Source organism: Synergistaceae bacterium (genome assembly GCA_017540085.1).
Lineage (GTDB): Bacteria > Synergistota > Synergistia > Synergistales > Aminobacteriaceae > JAFUXM01.
Genome location: JAFYBQ010000035.1, coordinates 1 through 16,338, shown reverse-complemented (window position 1 = coordinate 16,338; position 16,338 = coordinate 1). Strand labels below are relative to the sequence as shown.

Here is a 16,338-nt window from a genome sequence, read left to right as displayed (position 1 = left end):
ATATTTTCACTCCCCCGCCATCATTAGCGCGAAAACTTTTGCGTTGTTCACAATGTAGGCAATCTCTGTATACTCGTCAGGCTGGTGCGCTACTCCGTCGCACTCCTGAGACCACACAACCGCCGGGATTCCTTTCTTCCTGAAGAAAACCGCGAAAGTCCCCCCGCCGATTCCCCCGGCTGAAGGCTCAATACCCAGCACATTTTTCACGCTCTTCATCAGCAGTCGGCAAATCTCAGACTCAGCCCTCGTAGGCTCGGCAGCGTCTGATCTGTCAATCGCAAGCGCGATTTTTGCCCCCGTCCGGGTCTCAACGTCAGCAACAATTTCATTCACGACCGCGATAACATCATCAAGTGAGATTTCCGGCAGTATTCGGCAGTCGAACTCGAAAACTTCCCGGCCCGGAACAATATTGACCGCCGGGACATTCGCACCCCTCCTTGTCGGCTCAAACGTGGAGAACGGGACATCATACAGCGGATTTTCCTGCGTGAATTTCGCGTGAAGTGCATCATCAACTTCATGCGCGAGCATGTTGGCGGCACGGCAGGCGTTTATTCCGTGATTGGGATATGCGGCATGTACCTGCTTTCCTGTTACGGTGAATTTCAGACGGAGTACGGATTTTTCTGCGATCTCTATGAAGTCGCCCGCGTCATTCCCGGAGTCAGGCACTAGGACTAAATCATCAGCCCGGAAAATGTCGCGCTCTATGAGCTGTTCGAGGCCGTAATGGCTTCCCATTTCCTCGTCAGCAACAAACGCAAGAAGTATTGAGTATTCCGGGGTAATTCCCGCGTCCTGAAGAGCCTTCAGCGCAAAAAGCGATGACACAAGGCACATTCCGTTGTCGCTCACGCCCCGCCCGTATAATCTCGTTCCCCTGACTTCAGGCTTGAAGGGGTCAAGAGTCCACGCGGACAAATCACCTTCAGGGACGACATCAATATGTGAGAGTATGCACAGCCTTTGAGACTTTTTGCCGGGGCATTCGAGGAAGAGTGAAGGCCGCCTGCCGGATGGGGCTTTGTCATCGTCAACATATTCAACCCTGAGCGTTATATCTTTGAGTCTAAGCTCATCGATTATTTTGGCAAGCTCAAGAATTTTAGCGTCCTCGCCTTTTCCGCCGTTGTGCGGGGAAATTGCCGGGAAGCTGCAAAGCCGTGAAAGTGTGCTTACCATCAAGCCTTCAAGTTTTGATACTGAGGATAATATTTCGCTGTTCAAAATTTACGCCTCCTGAAATTTTCTGCGGGACTATTTTACGCCAGTTTTATCGAGTTCAGAAATTCGGCGTTTGTCTCCGTCTGCCGTAATTTGTCCATGATGAGATTCAATGCTCCGGCCTCATCGACTCCCGCTATGCGTTTTCGGAGTATCCATAACCTTTTGAGTTCGTCATCAGGTATCAATAACTCCTCGCGGCGAGTCCCTGATTTTGTGATGTCTATCGCCGGAAAAATTCTCTGCTCCGACAATTTCCGCGACAAATGAAGCTCCATGTTCCCGGTGCCTTTGAACTCCTCGTAGATTACATCATCCATTCTTGAGCCTGTATCAGTCAGAGCCGTGCCGATTATCGTTAAGCTCCCGCCTTCCTCAAAGTTTCGCGCCGCCCCGAAAAATCTTTTTGGGAAATACAGCCCGGAAGGGTCAAGACCGCCCGAAAGAGTCCGCCCTGAAGGAGGCACAGTAAGGTTTGACGCTCTCGCAAGCCTCGTGATAGAGTCCAGCAGAATGACAACATCCCTTCTTGCCTCGACGAGTCTTTTTGCCTTCTCAAGCGCAAGATTCGCGACCCTTATATGCTCATCGGCGGGACGGTCAAACGTTGACGCTATCACTTCTCCGTCTATTGAGCGGGAAATGTCGGTAACTTCTTCTGGCCTCTCGTCAATCAGCAACGCCATCAATATTATGTCGGGTGAATTTGCCGTGATTGCCTTTGCGATTCGCTTTAGGAGGGTAGTTTTTCCGGCTTTCGGGGGCGACACAAGCAAAGCCCTCTGACCGAGTCCGATAGGCGCGAACATGTCAACAAGCCTTGTGGCGAGGTCTTTCGGGTCATACTCTAGGCTGAGTCTGTGATCCGGGAAAATCGGCGTAAGCTGTGCGAACATTGGCCGCCTTCGCGAGTGTTCCGGGTCAGAAAAATTCACCGTCTCAACTCTCAATAACGCCTCGTAGTGTTCCTGATCCCTGGGAGGCCGAATTAATCCCCAAATTACATCGCCGTTGCGGAGTCCGAACCTGCGAATCTGGGACGATGAGAGATACACATCGCTGTCAGTCGGAAGCATTCCTTTGGGACGGAGGAAGCCGAAATTCTCCGGGAGAATCTCAAGAGTCCCGCCCCCGAAACGGTAATTCATGCTCTCGGCCTGCGCTTTGAGTATCGTTATGATTAGGTCATCTTTGCGGATTGATGCGGGTATGTTTATGTCGAGTTCTTTGGCGAGCCTGCGTAAGTCCGCGGCGTTCTTTGACGACAGCATAGCATACGTATATTTCGGTTTCGGGTGCTGAATCATTTCGCGCCCCCGTCCCCTTATGCGTCTGGGAGTATATCCGCCCGGCTCTGTGGATTCGTTTTCTTCCGGCGCGTCAGTCTCGTCGGCCTCGTCAGAAAATGAGTCGTCCGTGTCGTCTGTCATGGGCATAAATTCTTCCGGCTCATTTCCGCTGGCTTCTTCCTGAATGGCGCGTACTTCCTCGCTTAATTCTTCTGATGATATTTCCGGGATTGGTATCTGCTCTGACGGCATGTCATCCTTCTTTCTGCGTACTGTAGTTTTCTTTGCGGCTGATGCGCGTTTAGTTTTCTTCTCGGTTACTTCCTGTGATTTTTCTTCGGGTGATTCGGTTTCAAGTGATTTTGCTTTTCTCGGCATTGAAATTTTCCTTAGTGTGATTTTGTGATGTGATGAGGCCGGGGGAATCATTAACGACTCTCCCGGGTGAAACTAGTTCATTTTGTTGATTAGGCTCAACATCTCCGGGCTTAATGATTTATGCTCGCTCCATGCTCTTTCAAGCGGGCTTAGTGTCAGCTTGTGGTTGATGTTCCCTACCATCATGCCGGATTTCCCTATCATCAAATTTTCGGTGGCAAACGCTCCCATTCTCGTGGCTAATACTACGTCAAACGATGTCGGATGCCCCCCGCGCTGAATGTAGCCCAAGACCGTAACTCTTGCGTCATATCCGCCGGAGTCGGCGAGCTGTTCTTTCATTTCGGCGGCTGTCATGACTCCTTCAGCCAAAATTATCAGCGTATGACTCCTGCCTTCCCTGTAGGAGCTTTTGAGCCTCTTTGTGAGGTCTCCTATGCTCAAAGGCAGCTCAGGCACTACGACATACTCAGCACCAGTAGCAACAGCAACCTCAAGCGCAAGAAATCCTGCGTTGCGTCCCATTACTTCAACGACAAAGAGACGCTCATGACTCGTGGCTGTGTCGCGGAGTTTCATGATGGCCTCAAGCGCAGTGTTCACCGCCGTGTCAAATCCGATTGTCTCATCTGTGCCGGTAATGTCATTGTCGATTGTTCCGGGTATGCCTATCGTAGGGAAGCCCATATCATGAAGAGCTTTCGCGCCGTGAAATGACCCATCCCCGCCGATTACTACGAGTCCGTCAATGCCGGCTTTCTTCATCTGCGCTAATGCTTCCTCGCGGCCTTCAGGAGTCTTGAACCGATCGCTCCTTGCTGTCTTGAGGATTGTGCCTCCGCAGTGAATTATTCCCCCGACGGCGGCATGATCAAGCGTTACGAAATCGCCCTCAATTAATCCCTCATAGCCGCGCCGGACTCCGATGCATTCTTTCTCGTTGAACATGCATGTTCTTGCGACCGCCCGGACTGCCGCATTCATGCCGGGAGAGTCTCCTCCGCTGGTCAGCACTGCGATACGATCCATTTTTACCATGATGAAATCTTCCTTTCGTGAGTGTTGTGTGTTGACGCTAATTTGACTGCAATTCGTCTATTCTCGTGTTTACTTCTTTGTACTCTTTGTTGAGTTCGTCAAGTTTCCTCTGCAATTCGGCTCTTTCCGCCTCAATCTTTCCTGAACGCTTTATGAGCCTGTCAGCCTCTAACCTGTCAGCGGCCCGGCCTCCTGCGATTTTTCCGCGGTCTTTCGTGAGATCCCATATCCATACTACATCGCCTTTTCCCGACAAAGCGTGGCTTATTGAGCTGTCGAATATGAGCCTTATATCTTTTGCGCCCGCGATAATTTCCTTGCCGGTTTTCTCGTCATAGCGCGGGAAAAATACCATTCCATCACGCCCGCCAAGTATCTTGAAGTTGAATCGCCTGTCATAATCCACAGGGGGATATTTCTTTCCGCCAACCATCAATGTTATGTGCTTGTCAAACGGCTGGGCGTACATGGGCATTCCGCGCACGTACATATCAATGCGGAACGGAATCGTCTCGCCCAAGTTGAGATTCTTGAGGAGGGTATATTTGTAGTTCTCCATTTCGTCAGCCGTCCAGAGATTTTTTTCTGCCTCTGACGCTACGAGGGCATTGACATATTCATTCGAGTAGTACGTTGCCTTCACTGTAATTTCCTGGTCGCCTTCTTTGTTCTGAGCGTGAGTCTCATGAGTCCATGCTTTGAGCACTGGGTCTTCTTTGTCCGCTGAGTATGACGGCAGGCACATTGCGAATAACAGAATTAATGACGCTGTGAATTTCTTGGTTAGCATCTGTGAAATTCTCCTTTGAGTTTTTGTACTTGAGATAAATTATCTTGACGGAGCTACGTTTTTATGATTTGTAATTTCTCGTAATTTTTGTGCAATTATACAACAGAATTTTCACAAGCCGTATAATTCATTACGCTTATTTTTGCGATGGCCGTCAATCTTTGCAATGAAATACTTTCTATGATATTCTACATTTCATTCACATTCACAATAACAAAAAGGAGGATTTCAGCAGGTTATGGGATTTCGTACTATCGAAGAGCTTTGCGCGGATCTCGAAGCCAAACGCAAATCATCACTTGCCGGCGGAGGAGCTGAAGCCGTGTCAAAGCAGAAGTCCAAAGGCAAAGGAACAGCCCGCGAACGCATAGCCGCATTGCTTGACCCGGGTTCGTTCGTTGAGCTTGACGAGTTCGTGACTCACAGGTGCGACAAATTCGGACTCGATGAGCGCAAACCGCTGGGCGATGGAGTCGTTACAGGCTGGGGAACGATTGACGGCCGGAAAGTTTTCATCTACAGCCAGGACTTTACGGTGTTCGGCGGCTCACTCGGCGAGAAACACGCGGACAAAATCTGCAAGGTTATCGACATGGCCATGCAGAACGGCTGCCCGGTGATAGGCATCAACGATTCCGGCGGCGCAAGAATACAGGAAGGCACAGACGCTCTCAACGGCTACGGAAAAATTTTCCGGCGCAACACACTCGCAAGCGGCGTAATTCCGCAGTTCTCGGTGATTATGGGACCGACTGCGGGCGGAGCGGTCTACAGTCCTGCATTGACGGACTATATTTTCATGGTCGACAAAGAAAGCGTAATGCACATCACCGGCCCTGAGGTAATCCGCGCTGTAACAGGCGAGTCAGTAACAAGCGAGGAGCTTGGCGGAGCGGTAACCCACAACACAATCACAGGCAACGCACATTTCTGCGCCAAAGATGAGGCCGAATGCTTTTCACAGATCCGCAAAGTATTGTCATATCTTCCGCTGAATAATCTTGACGAGGCACCCCTCAAAGCTACGAACGATGACCCCCGGAGAGCTGATATTGAGCTTAGGGAAATTGTCCCGGTCAACCCTAACAAGGGATATGACGTTCACGAGGTAATCAAGCGCGTTGTTGATGACGGCGAATTTGTAGAAGTTCAGGCAGGGTTCGCGAAAAATATTGTTACGGGATATGCCCATATCGGTAACCGCCCTGTAGGAATCGTAGCCAACAATGCCGATGTTATAGCGGGCTGTCTTGACATTAACGCCTCGGACAAGGCTTCAAGATTCGTGAGGCACTGCGACGCGTTCAACCTGCCTATTGTTACGTTTGTTGACGTACCCGGATATTTGCCCGGAAAAGATCAGGAGTACGGCGGAATAATCCGCAAGGGCGCGAAACTGCTTTACGCTTACAGTGAAGCCAGTGTGCCTTTAATCACCGTCATAATGAGGAAGGCTTACGGCGGGGCATATCTTGCTATGTCGAGCAAATCTCTCGGAGCTGATGCGGTGTTCGCGTGGCCGCAGGCGGAAATTGCCGTAATGGGCGCGGAAGGTGCCGCAAGCATTGTGTTCAAGAAAGAGATTGAAGCGGCAGATGACCCGTCAGCAAAAAGACTCGAAAAGATTGACGAGTACCGCGAGGCTTTCGCCAATCCCTACAGAGCGGCGGAACGTGGATATGTTGACCGCGTAATCATGCCGGAAGAGACACGCATGACAGTGTGCCAGGCTCTTGACGCGATGGAGAGCAAGCGCGAGGAACGCCCCGCAAAGAAACACGGGGTAATCCCTCACTAGAATATACAGAAGGAGGACTGAAGACTTTATGCATTTTGAAGGACTCGCAGGAGCGGTAAACGTGAGCGTTGTGGCATTCTCGATAGTATTCGGGGTGCTTCTTGTGCTTACGGGAGTAATATTCGCGATGAGGCTGTTTGCAGGTTCGCCGGAAAAAAAAAATGATGTAGCAAAGCCCGTATCACATTCCCCGGCACCGTCAGCAAAACCCGCGCCCGTATCAATCGCAAAAGCCCCGGCACCGTCAGCGGACAAGGCAAAAATCGTGGCGGCAATAACGGCGGCGATTGTGGAGTTCACCGGGAGCAGTGATTTCCGCGTTGTGTCGGTTCAGGCGGAAGGGAACGCGGTTACGGGGATCCCTATGGACTACTGGACAGCAAGGTGGAAGACGGCCGGAATGATCGGGCTTAACGCAAACAGACTCAGCCGCAAATGGCATTAAGATTAACGGAAGGAGAAATAAAATCGTGAGCAGCAAATACAGAGTAGTAGTTGACGGAACAGCGTACACCGTAGAAGTAGAACCCCTCGGAGCAGGAGCAGCAATGCCCGCGCCAGTCGCAGCACCCGCAGCACCAGCACCAGCAGCACCCGCGCCAGCAGCAGCCCCGGCACCCGCACCCGCCCCGGCAGCACCCGCAGAAGGATCGCAGGTTACAGCACCCATGCCCGGAAAAATCCTCAGCTTGAAAGTGAACGTAGGCGATTCAGTAAATGAAGGGGATTTAGTGTTACTGCTTGAGGCCATGAAGATGGAGAATGAAGTTTTTGCTTCAGCGTCAGGGAAGGTAGTACAGATACCAGTGAAGAGCGGAGACTCCGTAAACACCGGCGATGTCCTGATGGTAATCGCGTAAGTAACAGGAAAAATTTTGCCCCCTGTCCTGAAAAAAGGCGGGGGAATTTTTTTGCCGAATATCCCGGAATTATCGCCGGACTCTCATCTCAAAATATCATCTCAGCATTTCCGGGAGCGTCAGAGGCAGGAGCGTTCATCTGTTGAAGAGCTGTATTACATCTGCACACACAGAAATCTTCACGGAGTCACGCACGAATTTCTTGACTGCTACATAGAGAGAATATCCCCGTTAATTTAGTGAAATGCTATATAATTATTTCATCCACAAATTTATTCATGGAGGGGTAATTCAGCATGTTAGTAAACGCAAAAGAAATGCTCACAGCCGCAAAGGCCGGTCATTACGCTGTCGGCCAGTTCAACATCAATAATCTTGAGTGGACAAAGGCAGTCCTTCAGGTCGCGCAGGAAATGAAAGCCCCCGTAATTCTCGGAGTCTCAGAAGGCGCAGGCAAATACATGGGCGGATTCAGAACAGTGCAGGCGATGGTTGAGGCTATGGACAAAGAATTAGGCATAACCGTCCCCGTTTGCACACATCTCGATCACGGAACGTATGAGGGCGCGTACAAGTGCATAAAGGCGGGCTTCACGTCAATCATGTTCGACGGCTCACATTTCCCGATTGATGAGAACGTCGCCAAAACTATCGAGCTTACACACGCGGCGCACATGCTCGGACTCACGATTGAGGCTGAAGTCGGCGCAATCGGCGGTGAAGAGGACGGCGTTGTAGGCATGGGCGAATGCGCTGACCCGAACGAGTGCAAGAGAATCGCAGACCTCGGAGTCGACATGCTCGCGGCCGGAATCGGCAACATTCACGGAAAGTACCCGGCAAACTGGAAGGGATTATCATTCGAGACACTCGCGGCGGTTCAGGAGAAGACCGGAATTATGCCCCTTGTCCTTCACGGCGGCTCAGGGATTCCCGATGAGCAGGTCAGGAAAGCCATCACATTGGGCGTGTCAAAGGTCAACGTCAACACAGAGTGCCAGCTCTCATTCGCGGCGGCCACAAGGAAATACATCGAGGCCGGGAAAGACAACGAGGGCAAAGGCTATGACCCCCGCAAGCTGTTAGCTCCCGGAGTTGAGGCCATGAAGCAGACAATCCGCGAGAAAATAAAGCTGTTCGGTTCAGACGGGAAAGCGTAAAATTGAGCGTCAAACACTACGAAATCAACGGAAAAATCATCGGAGACGGGAGCCTCGCTGTTATCGCGGGGCCTTGTTCCCTTGAATCCCCTGAGCTTGGACTCAGAGTCGCAAAATACATGAAGCACCTTTGTGATGAGCGGGGGCTTCTGTATATCTTCAAAGCGTCATTCGACAAAGCTAACCGCACTTCCGTACACGCCTGGCGCGGGCCGGGTCTCGAAAAAGGACTCGAACAATTAGCCGAAATCAAAGCCAAAGCCGGAGTCCCCGTCCTCACTGACATTCACGAAAGCTATCAGGCAGAACCCGCCGGGAAAGTCGTTGACATCATTCAGATCCCCGCATTCTTGTGCAGGCAGACAGATTTACTTGTGTCAGCCGCAAAAACAGGACGTATCATCAACATCAAGAAAGCTCAGTTTCTCGCCCCTGAAGATATGATTTACGCTGCGACAAAATGCCGGGAGGCCGGGAATGACAATATCATGCTTTGCGAACGAGGGACGACAATGGGCTATCACCGTCTTGTTGTCGACATGGCCGGGCTTGTCGTCATGCGTGAGTTCGGATACCCCGTTGTATTTGACGCGACTCACAGCGTACAGCGTCCGGGCGGACTCGGAGGCGCGAGCGGCGGTGATTACCGTCTGGCGTTCCCATTGGCGCGGGCGGCGGCGGGAGTCGGGATTGATGTCATTTTCGCGGAGACTCACCCGTCCCCGAAAGAGGCACTAAGCGACGGCCCTAACATGATTCCGCTTGACCAGATGGCGCGATTCCTCGATGAAGTTTCAGCAGTACACAATTTGCAGAAAAGTTTAGAGCAGTAACACACAGACGGGGAAATCTCTCCTGCTGTATGTCGTATAAAGAAAGCTGGTGAAAATATGAGCAGCCTTATAGTTTCAAGGTTCGGAGGGGACGAGGCAGCAAACTCCCGCGAAGTCATGAAAACTGCCGAAATCCTCACGTCAGACCCTTCACGCCGCTATGCTGTAGTCTCAGCACCCGGTTCAGCTCCCGGCAGCGTGGGCGTTACGGATATGCTTTATCTTTGTCATTCGCGGTTTATGTCCCGTGAAAATTATGATGAGATTCTCGCAAAAATTTCGGAGCGTTATTCCGAGATTGTCGCGGGGCTTGGCCTGAATTTTGACGTGAACGCCGAAATTGACATGATACGCAAAAGCATAGATATGGGTATGAGCCTTGACTTTGTGGCCAGCAGGGGAGAATACATCATAGCAAAAATCTTCGCGGAATATCTCGGCTGGAATTTTGTTGACGCTCAGGAGATAGTATACTTCAATAAAGACGGAACGCCCGACAGGGAAAAGACGTTCCAATACGCCGGGGAAAAATTATTGTCCCTCCCTAACGCGATAATACCGAGCTTCTACGGCTCACTTCCTAACGGCAATATAAAAACGTTTGTACGGGGAGACTGTGACTCCGCCGGGGCATTGATGGCCTGTTCAGTTCATGCTGACGTGTTCGAGAAATGGAGCAGTGCCGCAAAAATCTTTAGCGCAGATCCCTACGTCGTGCCAAATCCCGAAAAGATACGGGCGGTAACTTTCACGGAGGCTCTAGAGCTGAATTTTATCGGAATGAATCTGTCAACAGACGGCGTTATACTCTTGCTGAACGAGGCCGGAATCCCGATGAGAATATCAGACACTCACAATCCTAATGACGGCGGAATGCTCATAGCTCCCAGAATCCCGGAGAATATCCCCCGCAAAATTACAGCCTGCATATCAGGACAGAAGAATTTTACCAGCGTCCATATACGCAAATACGGAATGAACAAGGATTATGATTTCAACGCGAAACTGTTCGGAGTGTTCGCCGGGCATCACATATCCTGCCCCTACAGCCTGTCCGGGATACATCAGATGTCCGTAATCATCAAAGCACCGATTTTTGACATAAGACGCGCTCAGATTCTCGGAGAATTGCAGAAGGAGTTAGAGCCGGACGAAATAACAGTGGAAAAAGGACTCTCACTTATTGCGATAATTGGCGATGGAATGGGAACGGTGAAAGGGATATTCGGCAGAATTTTTGAGGCTCTCACGGCAGGCGGAGTGAAGGCAAAAATGATAGAGCAGGGAGCGGATCAGCAGAATATTATAGTCGGAGTCTCTGACAGAGATTATGACGCGGCTGTGAAGGCTCTTTACGCAGAATTGATACTGAGCTAGAAAGGGGATAACAGAAATAACAGACAATGAATTATTGAACGCGGCGAAAAAGTTAATGATGACTGAGGCTCACGAGATACTGAACTCGGCGGAGAATATCAGCGTTGAAATGGTGAGGGCGGCACGTGAAATATATTCATGTCGCGGGCGCGTTGTCGTTGTGGGACTGGGCAAATCCGGCCATGTAGGGCGCAAAATTTCGGCGACTCTCGCGTCTCTTGGGACTCCGTCATTCTTCCTTCATGCCGCTGAAGCCTCGCACGGTGATTTAGGCATGGTACGCCGTGAGGACATCGGGTTGTTCGTCAGCAACAGCGGAGCTTCCTCCGAGATTGTAGCGTTATTGCCTCACTTCAGGAGGACGGGCGCGGGGTTAATCGCTATAACAGGCTCTCTTGTCTCACCATTGGCCGAAAATGCCGACATCGTGATTAATGCCCATGTTAATGACGAGGGAGACCCCTTGCAGCTTGCCCCGATGAGCAGCACGACTCTTGAGCTTGTATTAGGGGACGCGCTTGCGGCAATGGTAACGATACTGCGGGGGTTACGCCGTGAGGATTTCGCATTGTTCCACCCGGGCGGGAGTCTCGGAAGGAAATTGCTGACGCGAGTCCGTGATGTCATGGGCAGGGGCGAGAGTCTTCCGGTTGTTACGGAGGGCGTTACGGTGAAGGATGCCCTTTTTGTGATTACGGGGAAGGGCTACGGCGCGGCGTGTATTGTTGACGCTGACGGGAAATTGACGGGGATATTCACTGACGGAGATTTGCGGCGGCTCATGGAGAAGTCCGGCAATGACGCTTTCACGACACGAATCGAGTCGGCCATGACTCATAATCCCAAGACGATTAACCCCGACTCCCTTGCGGCTGAGGCTGTGAGGATAATGGAGCGGGAAGAAATCAGCGTACTAATCGCAGTCGAAAACGGAAAGCCAGTCGGAATAGTACACATTCACGAACTACTGAAAGCAGGCATAGCATGAAAATATTAGGCGTAATTCCGGCGCGTTATGCGTCAACACGTTTTCCCGGAAAGCCCCTCGCGGACATCTGCGGAAAGCCCATGATTGTCCGTGTCTATGAGCGGGCGAAAATGTCCCGGAGTCTTTGCGGCGTTGTTGTTGCGACTGATGACACTAGAATTTATGACTGTGTGAGGAACGCGGGCGGCCATGCTGTAATGACGGACTCCAATCTCCCGAACGGCACAGCGAGATGTGAGCAGGCACTCAGGATTTACGGCGGAGATTTTGACTCGGTGATAAATATTCAGGGTGATGAGCCGTTGCTTGACCCTGTTATGATTGACGAGGTAGCCGGGCTTCTTGAGGATGATTACTGCGCTACGTTGTGCCGTGAAATTCATGATGACGTAAGCAATCCCAACACGGTGAAAGCTGTGATGACTCTTGACGGTTACGCGCTGTATTTCTCGCGGTCATTGATACCCTATAACAGGACGGGCGCGAATGTGGGAGTGTATCAGCATATCGGGATATACGGTTACACGGCGGACTTTCTGCGGAAGTATGTCGGACTCAGCGATACGCCTTTGAGCATGGCCGAGTCTCTCGAACAACTGAAGATATTGGAGCATGGCTACAGGATTAGGATTAAGGTTACAGAAAGCAAACATGAAATCATAGGAGTAGACACGCCTGAAGACTTAGAGAAAGTGCGGGGAATAATTGAATGCCTAAATTCAGACGGACAGTAATAATCAGCGACGGCATAAAGGGACATTATCACCAGTCGTTAGGGGTAGCCGAGTGGATGGAGAGACTCTCCGGGACAATGTTAGACCCGGCAATAGTAACAATACCTGAGTTATCACTCTTTGAGCGAGTAATGGAGCTGAAACTTTTTGTGCACGGGCTTGAAGTTCACGGGGGTGCATATTCGCGGGAATGGCTGAAATCTCTTGGAGTCCGCTGGAAAAAATACGAGGAAGGCACAACGCTTTTCATATCGGCGGGAAGCAAAGCGGCTCCGTTCTGTCTCGCCCTAGCGAAAGCCACAAAGAACAAATGCGCCGTCCTTATGACACCTTCAGTATTAGGCACAAAATCATTCAACTATGCCATAGTCCCGGAGCATGACAAGCCCGACATGAAGCAGGGAAACGTAATAACGACATTAGGCGCGCCGAATCACATATACATACCGACTCTGAAGGAGATAGCCTCGCGGTATTTCGCCGGGAAAAATCTTGAGGGGCATAAAGTCATCGCGATATTAATCGGGGGCAGTGATGCAAATTACCGCATAAGTTCGCGCTGGGCAAGGGAGGCTCTTACACCGCTAAAGAATATCAGGGACGCAAAATTTCTTATAACGACATCGCGCAGGACAGGCGAGGGAGTCGAGAATACAATCGCAGAAATGTTTTCCGGCAATCCCAATGTTGAACACTTATTCATTTATTCGCGCACACCGAATCAGAACACAATCACGGCGATACTAGGCGCGGCGACTCATGTTCTTGTTACGGAGGACTCCGTGTCGATGGTATCAGAGGCGGCGACAGCAGGATTCAAAGTCGGGCTGATACGAGTCCCAAGAACGACCGGGAAAATCAAGCACATGTTAGGCTACGGGGCGAGAAGGTTTGATGATATGTTCGCTGAGTTTTCGCAGAGGGGATTAATTGAGGATTTCGGGCCGGATTTCTATTACCCGAAATTTTTCGAGGCGGACGAACAGAAGCACGGACTTGACTTCAACGAGGCCAAGCGCGCCGCGGACTGGATACTTCACAGCTAACGATGAGAATATTGTACGTAATGCCGGGATTTGACGAGGGCGGGACAGAAGTACACGTGCTGAACCTGATTCGCGGAATGACAAAGCGCGGCCATGAAATAACGCTTGCTTCCTCCGGCGGAAGGCTTGAGTCAGAATTGCCCCCGTCAGCAAAAATTCTCCATATGCCTGCCGACAGAAAGAACCCAATCACGATAATATACTGTGCGTTAAGGCTCGCCGTCCTTCAGTCAAAATATCGCTGGGATATAGTGCATGTACATTCCCGTGTGCCTGCGTGGGTTGCGTGGGTGATGTCGAAAATTTCGGGCGTGAAGTGGATAGTTACGGCTCATGCTCTGTACTCGCTGAATCTGGGAATAATCCCCCTGAAGCATTCTGACGGAGCAATCTGCATATCCCGCGCCGTGAGGAATCATCTTTCAGGCTATCTCCCTCCCGATAACGTGATAATCCCGAACGGAATAATACCGCCTGTGCTGAGGCATTCTGATTTTCCGCATGATGATGTGAGATTCCTGGCTGTGGGACGGCTGACTCACCTGAAGGGGCTTGACGTGGCATTGAAGGCACTTGCGGGGCTGAAGGGGTATTCATGGACGCTTGACATTCTCGGCGAGGGGGACGAACGCGGGAGTCTGGAATCGCTTGCGGGGACTCTCGGAATCTCCGGGCGTGTGAAATTTCACGGGGACAAAGAGCGGAACGAGGTCGAAAGATTCATGGCCGAGTCATCGTGTATGCTGTTTCCGTCCTACAGTGAAGGGATGGGACTCGTTGTGCTTGAGGCGTTAAGCGTCGGGCTTCCTGTGATAGCGTCAGATTTGGAGGCACTGCGGGAATTTTCTCACGGTGAATTAGTGCCTGCGGGTGATGTGGACAGATGGCGGGGAGCGATTGAGAGATTCATTTTGATGGGTGAAGCCAGTCCGTTAAGCGCGGAAAATATTATGACCGTTGACGATATGGCAATACAGACGGAGGAATACTACAGGGCCATAAAATAATTCACGGCTTGCGGATTATTCCCGTTCCTAATATCATAGCCAGTAAAAATTTTCACAGGAAGGATGACATATCGCAATGCCCGTAACAAAAGCTGTAGTGATAGGCGGCAGCAATGGTATCGGCCTCGCGCTTTCACGCGCTCTTTCAGACAGGGGCGCAGGGGTTCATATACTCGACATTGCCGAGCCTGACAGAAATATTATCTCTGAGAATGAATGCGAGTATTCCCGATTTGACATGCGGCGGCCTGATATGGACTTCATAGCAGGATTAGCGGAAGACAGCAGCATAAACGCCCTCATAATCACAGCCGGAATAGGGAGAGTCTCAGAGTTCGAGAATTTCACACTGCCCGAAATCGACAAGACACTCACAGTGAACTACCCTCCCTTGCGGATATAAGGGCTTCCTAATTCAACGAGGCTGCTTCGCGGTGTTCTGCCAAAGTCTTACGTCCTCTCCAAAGGCGTTAATTTCCTGTGTCCCACAGGTATTTTTCTTACTCAGCAATATCATGTTACGAGCTGCGTGAATGTCTCTGTCTTCTCTATATCCGCATGTGCATTCATATACCCTGTCTGCTAACGTTATATCTTTCTTGAGTTTCCCACATACTGGGCAATATTTCGTGGTTGGCTCTCTGGATGACAGCACTGTTACTCGCTCATTATTCATCAGTTTCGCTTTTACTATTCCTAATACTGAGTGTTGCACTGTACGGCCAAACAAGCCTTTATGCCATCCGGAAAGATTTTCGTCCTGCATATACACTCTTTCATGCTCTAATAGCTCATGCACAATTTTATTTGCAATGTCTTTTTTGCAACTCGTTAATCTTTGATAGGCTCTATGTAACAATTTTCGGGCTTTGTACCGATTGCTTGAACCCTTCTTCCGCCGAGCTATTAAACGCTGGCATTTCTTTATTCGTTCACTTTCTTCAATCAGTACTTTATATTTTTTACCCTCAGAGGTCGTTATTGAGGTCTTGATTCCCATATCTATCCCAATTTCCGGCTTATATTTTCTTGTCTCACCTCCTTTATTCTGGTATGTCGTTATCGCAAGATAATAGCTATCTGGCTGACTAAGTAATTTCGCATTTGCAAACTCTATATCAGGGATATTCCAGAATTGATTTGCTCCTTTTATCTGTATGCGTTCCTTAAAACCTTGAAGCCCTATATGGTTAATATCATAGAACCTGTAGGTTACATAGTGTTGCTGGAGATTGATTGACACATAATCAGATTTATAGCGCAAACTTCCGACAGTATGATTATGTTTTTTCAGCGTGGCAAGTCCTTTAAGGCTGTGTTTGATTTCTTGAATGACTGACTGCTTCATCTGTGAGCCTAAATATTCAAGCTCATGTGTTATCGGCTGTTTGTCTTTATCCAGCCCGTGAACTGTATGGGTTGTTGTATCGTAGTCATTAATATCATGTTCATTAGTGAAATTCAGCGCGTCATTATATAGCCATTTAGCCCCGACAAATAGCATTTTCATGTGAACTCTCTGCACCTCATTGAGGGGAGATATGTCGATTTTTACACGATACACTCGGCATATCTGACTCTTGCGTTTTTCGCGGGTCAGTTTGCCTTGTTCACGTATTCTATTGTTTTTGGCTAATCTCTCTTCTTCCGTCATGGGAATATTATATCTTAAATAGCGCAATTCATCTCCAACTTGTAGATGTGGGAGGCTTCTTGCGTGAAAATAATAAATTTGCTTACCTCTGCAAAAATACTCAGGTCATTTTACGGCAAACTGCTTGCCCAGGTGTGTGTGTGTGGTGGGGGGGGG

17 protein-coding genes are annotated in these 16,338 nt (G+C 50.0%); 12 read left to right on the top strand and 5 right to left on the bottom strand.

Annotated features, from left to right (window positions below; genetic code table 11):
- Window positions 1-6: 6 nt before the first annotated feature.
- The 4 genes from IKQ95_08455 to IKQ95_08440 form a co-directional block, all read right to left on the bottom strand.
- Window positions 7-1,233 carry a M20 family metallo-hydrolase gene (locus tag IKQ95_08455; GenBank protein MBR4196725.1) on the bottom strand — a complete coding sequence of 409 codons (1,227 nt, stop codon included), beginning with the start codon at window positions 1,231-1,233 and terminating at the stop codon, window positions 7-9.
- 35 nt (window positions 1,234-1,268) lie between these two features.
- Window positions 1,269-2,537, bottom strand: a complete 1,269-nt coding sequence (gene rho, locus IKQ95_08450; GenBank protein MBR4196724.1) for a transcription termination factor Rho — start codon at window positions 2,535-2,537, stop codon at window positions 1,269-1,271.
- A gap of 432 nt (window positions 2,538-2,969) precedes the next feature.
- Entirely contained in the window at window positions 2,970-3,926 is a 957-nt protein-coding gene (gene pfkA / locus IKQ95_08445; protein ID MBR4196723.1) for a 6-phosphofructokinase, read from the bottom strand.
- A 46-nt stretch (window positions 3,927-3,972) separates the two neighbouring features.
- Window positions 3,973-4,725, bottom strand: coding sequence for a hypothetical protein (locus IKQ95_08440; GenBank protein ID MBR4196722.1), 753 nt, complete (start codon window positions 4,723-4,725; stop codon window positions 3,973-3,975).
- Between the two features lie 238 nt (window positions 4,726-4,963).
- Between IKQ95_08440 and IKQ95_08435 the strand changes: the two genes are divergently transcribed.
- The 12 genes from IKQ95_08435 (at window position 4,964) to IKQ95_08380 (ending at window position 14,931) form a co-directional block, all read left to right on the top strand.
- Entirely contained in the window at window positions 4,964-6,523 is a 1,560-nt protein-coding gene (locus IKQ95_08435; GenBank protein MBR4196721.1) for a methylmalonyl-CoA carboxyltransferase, read from the top strand.
- Window positions 6,524-6,551: 28 nt separating this feature from the next.
- On the top strand, window positions 6,552-6,968 hold the full coding sequence (locus IKQ95_08430; GenBank protein ID MBR4196720.1) for an OadG family protein: 417 nt from the start codon (window positions 6,552-6,554) through the stop codon (window positions 6,966-6,968).
- Window positions 6,969-6,993: 25 nt separating this feature from the next.
- A complete protein-coding gene (locus tag IKQ95_08425) occupies window positions 6,994-7,383 on the top strand; it encodes a biotin/lipoyl-binding protein (protein MBR4196719.1) in 390 nt (129 codons plus the stop codon).
- A gap of 51 nt (window positions 7,384-7,434) precedes the next feature.
- The gene (locus tag IKQ95_08420) at window positions 7,435-7,623 is read left to right on the top strand and encodes a hypothetical protein (GenBank protein ID MBR4196718.1); all 189 of its coding nucleotides are present in this window, start codon (window positions 7,435-7,437) and stop codon (window positions 7,621-7,623) included.
- 56 nt (window positions 7,624-7,679) lie between these two features.
- On the top strand, window positions 7,680-8,543 hold the full coding sequence (gene fba / locus IKQ95_08415; protein ID MBR4196717.1) for a class II fructose-1,6-bisphosphate aldolase: 864 nt from the start codon (window positions 7,680-7,682) through the stop codon (window positions 8,541-8,543).
- Window positions 8,544-8,545: 2 nt separating this feature from the next.
- Entirely contained in the window at window positions 8,546-9,376 is an 831-nt protein-coding gene (gene kdsA, locus IKQ95_08410; protein MBR4196716.1) for a 3-deoxy-8-phosphooctulonate synthase, read from the top strand.
- 57 nt (window positions 9,377-9,433) lie between these two features.
- On the top strand, window positions 9,434-10,753 hold the full coding sequence (locus IKQ95_08405) for a hypothetical protein (GenBank protein MBR4196715.1): 1,320 nt from the start codon (window positions 9,434-9,436) through the stop codon (window positions 10,751-10,753).
- Window positions 10,754-10,808: 55 nt separating this feature from the next.
- Window positions 10,809-11,741 (top strand): KpsF/GutQ family sugar-phosphate isomerase, encoded by a 933-nt coding sequence (locus IKQ95_08400; protein ID MBR4196714.1) that lies wholly within the window; start codon window positions 10,809-10,811, stop codon window positions 11,739-11,741.
- Window positions 11,738-12,475 carry a 3-deoxy-manno-octulosonate cytidylyltransferase gene (kdsB, locus tag IKQ95_08395; GenBank protein MBR4196713.1) on the top strand — a complete coding sequence of 246 codons (738 nt, stop codon included), beginning with the start codon at window positions 11,738-11,740 and terminating at the stop codon, window positions 12,473-12,475. Before IKQ95_08400 ends, kdsB begins: the two co-directional genes overlap by 4 nt.
- Window positions 12,451-13,521, top strand: coding sequence for a mitochondrial fission ELM1 family protein (locus IKQ95_08390; protein MBR4196712.1), 1,071 nt, complete (start codon window positions 12,451-12,453; stop codon window positions 13,519-13,521). Before kdsB ends, IKQ95_08390 begins: the two co-directional genes overlap by 25 nt.
- Window positions 13,522-13,523: 2 nt before the next feature.
- Entirely contained in the window at window positions 13,524-14,528 is a 1,005-nt protein-coding gene (locus IKQ95_08385; GenBank protein MBR4196711.1) for a glycosyltransferase family 4 protein, read from the top strand.
- Between the two features lie 76 nt (window positions 14,529-14,604).
- Complete coding sequence (locus IKQ95_08380; GenBank protein MBR4196710.1) at window positions 14,605-14,931, top strand: SDR family oxidoreductase; 327 nt, start codon at window positions 14,605-14,607, stop codon at window positions 14,929-14,931.
- Window positions 14,932-14,943: 12 nt separating this feature from the next.
- On the opposite strand, the gene IKQ95_08375 is transcribed toward IKQ95_08380, so the two are convergent.
- Window positions 14,944-16,182: a transposase gene (locus IKQ95_08375; GenBank protein ID MBR4196709.1), complete on the bottom strand. Its 1,239-nt coding sequence runs from the start codon at window positions 16,180-16,182 to the stop codon at window positions 14,944-14,946.
- Window positions 16,183-16,338: the final 156 nt, after the last annotated feature.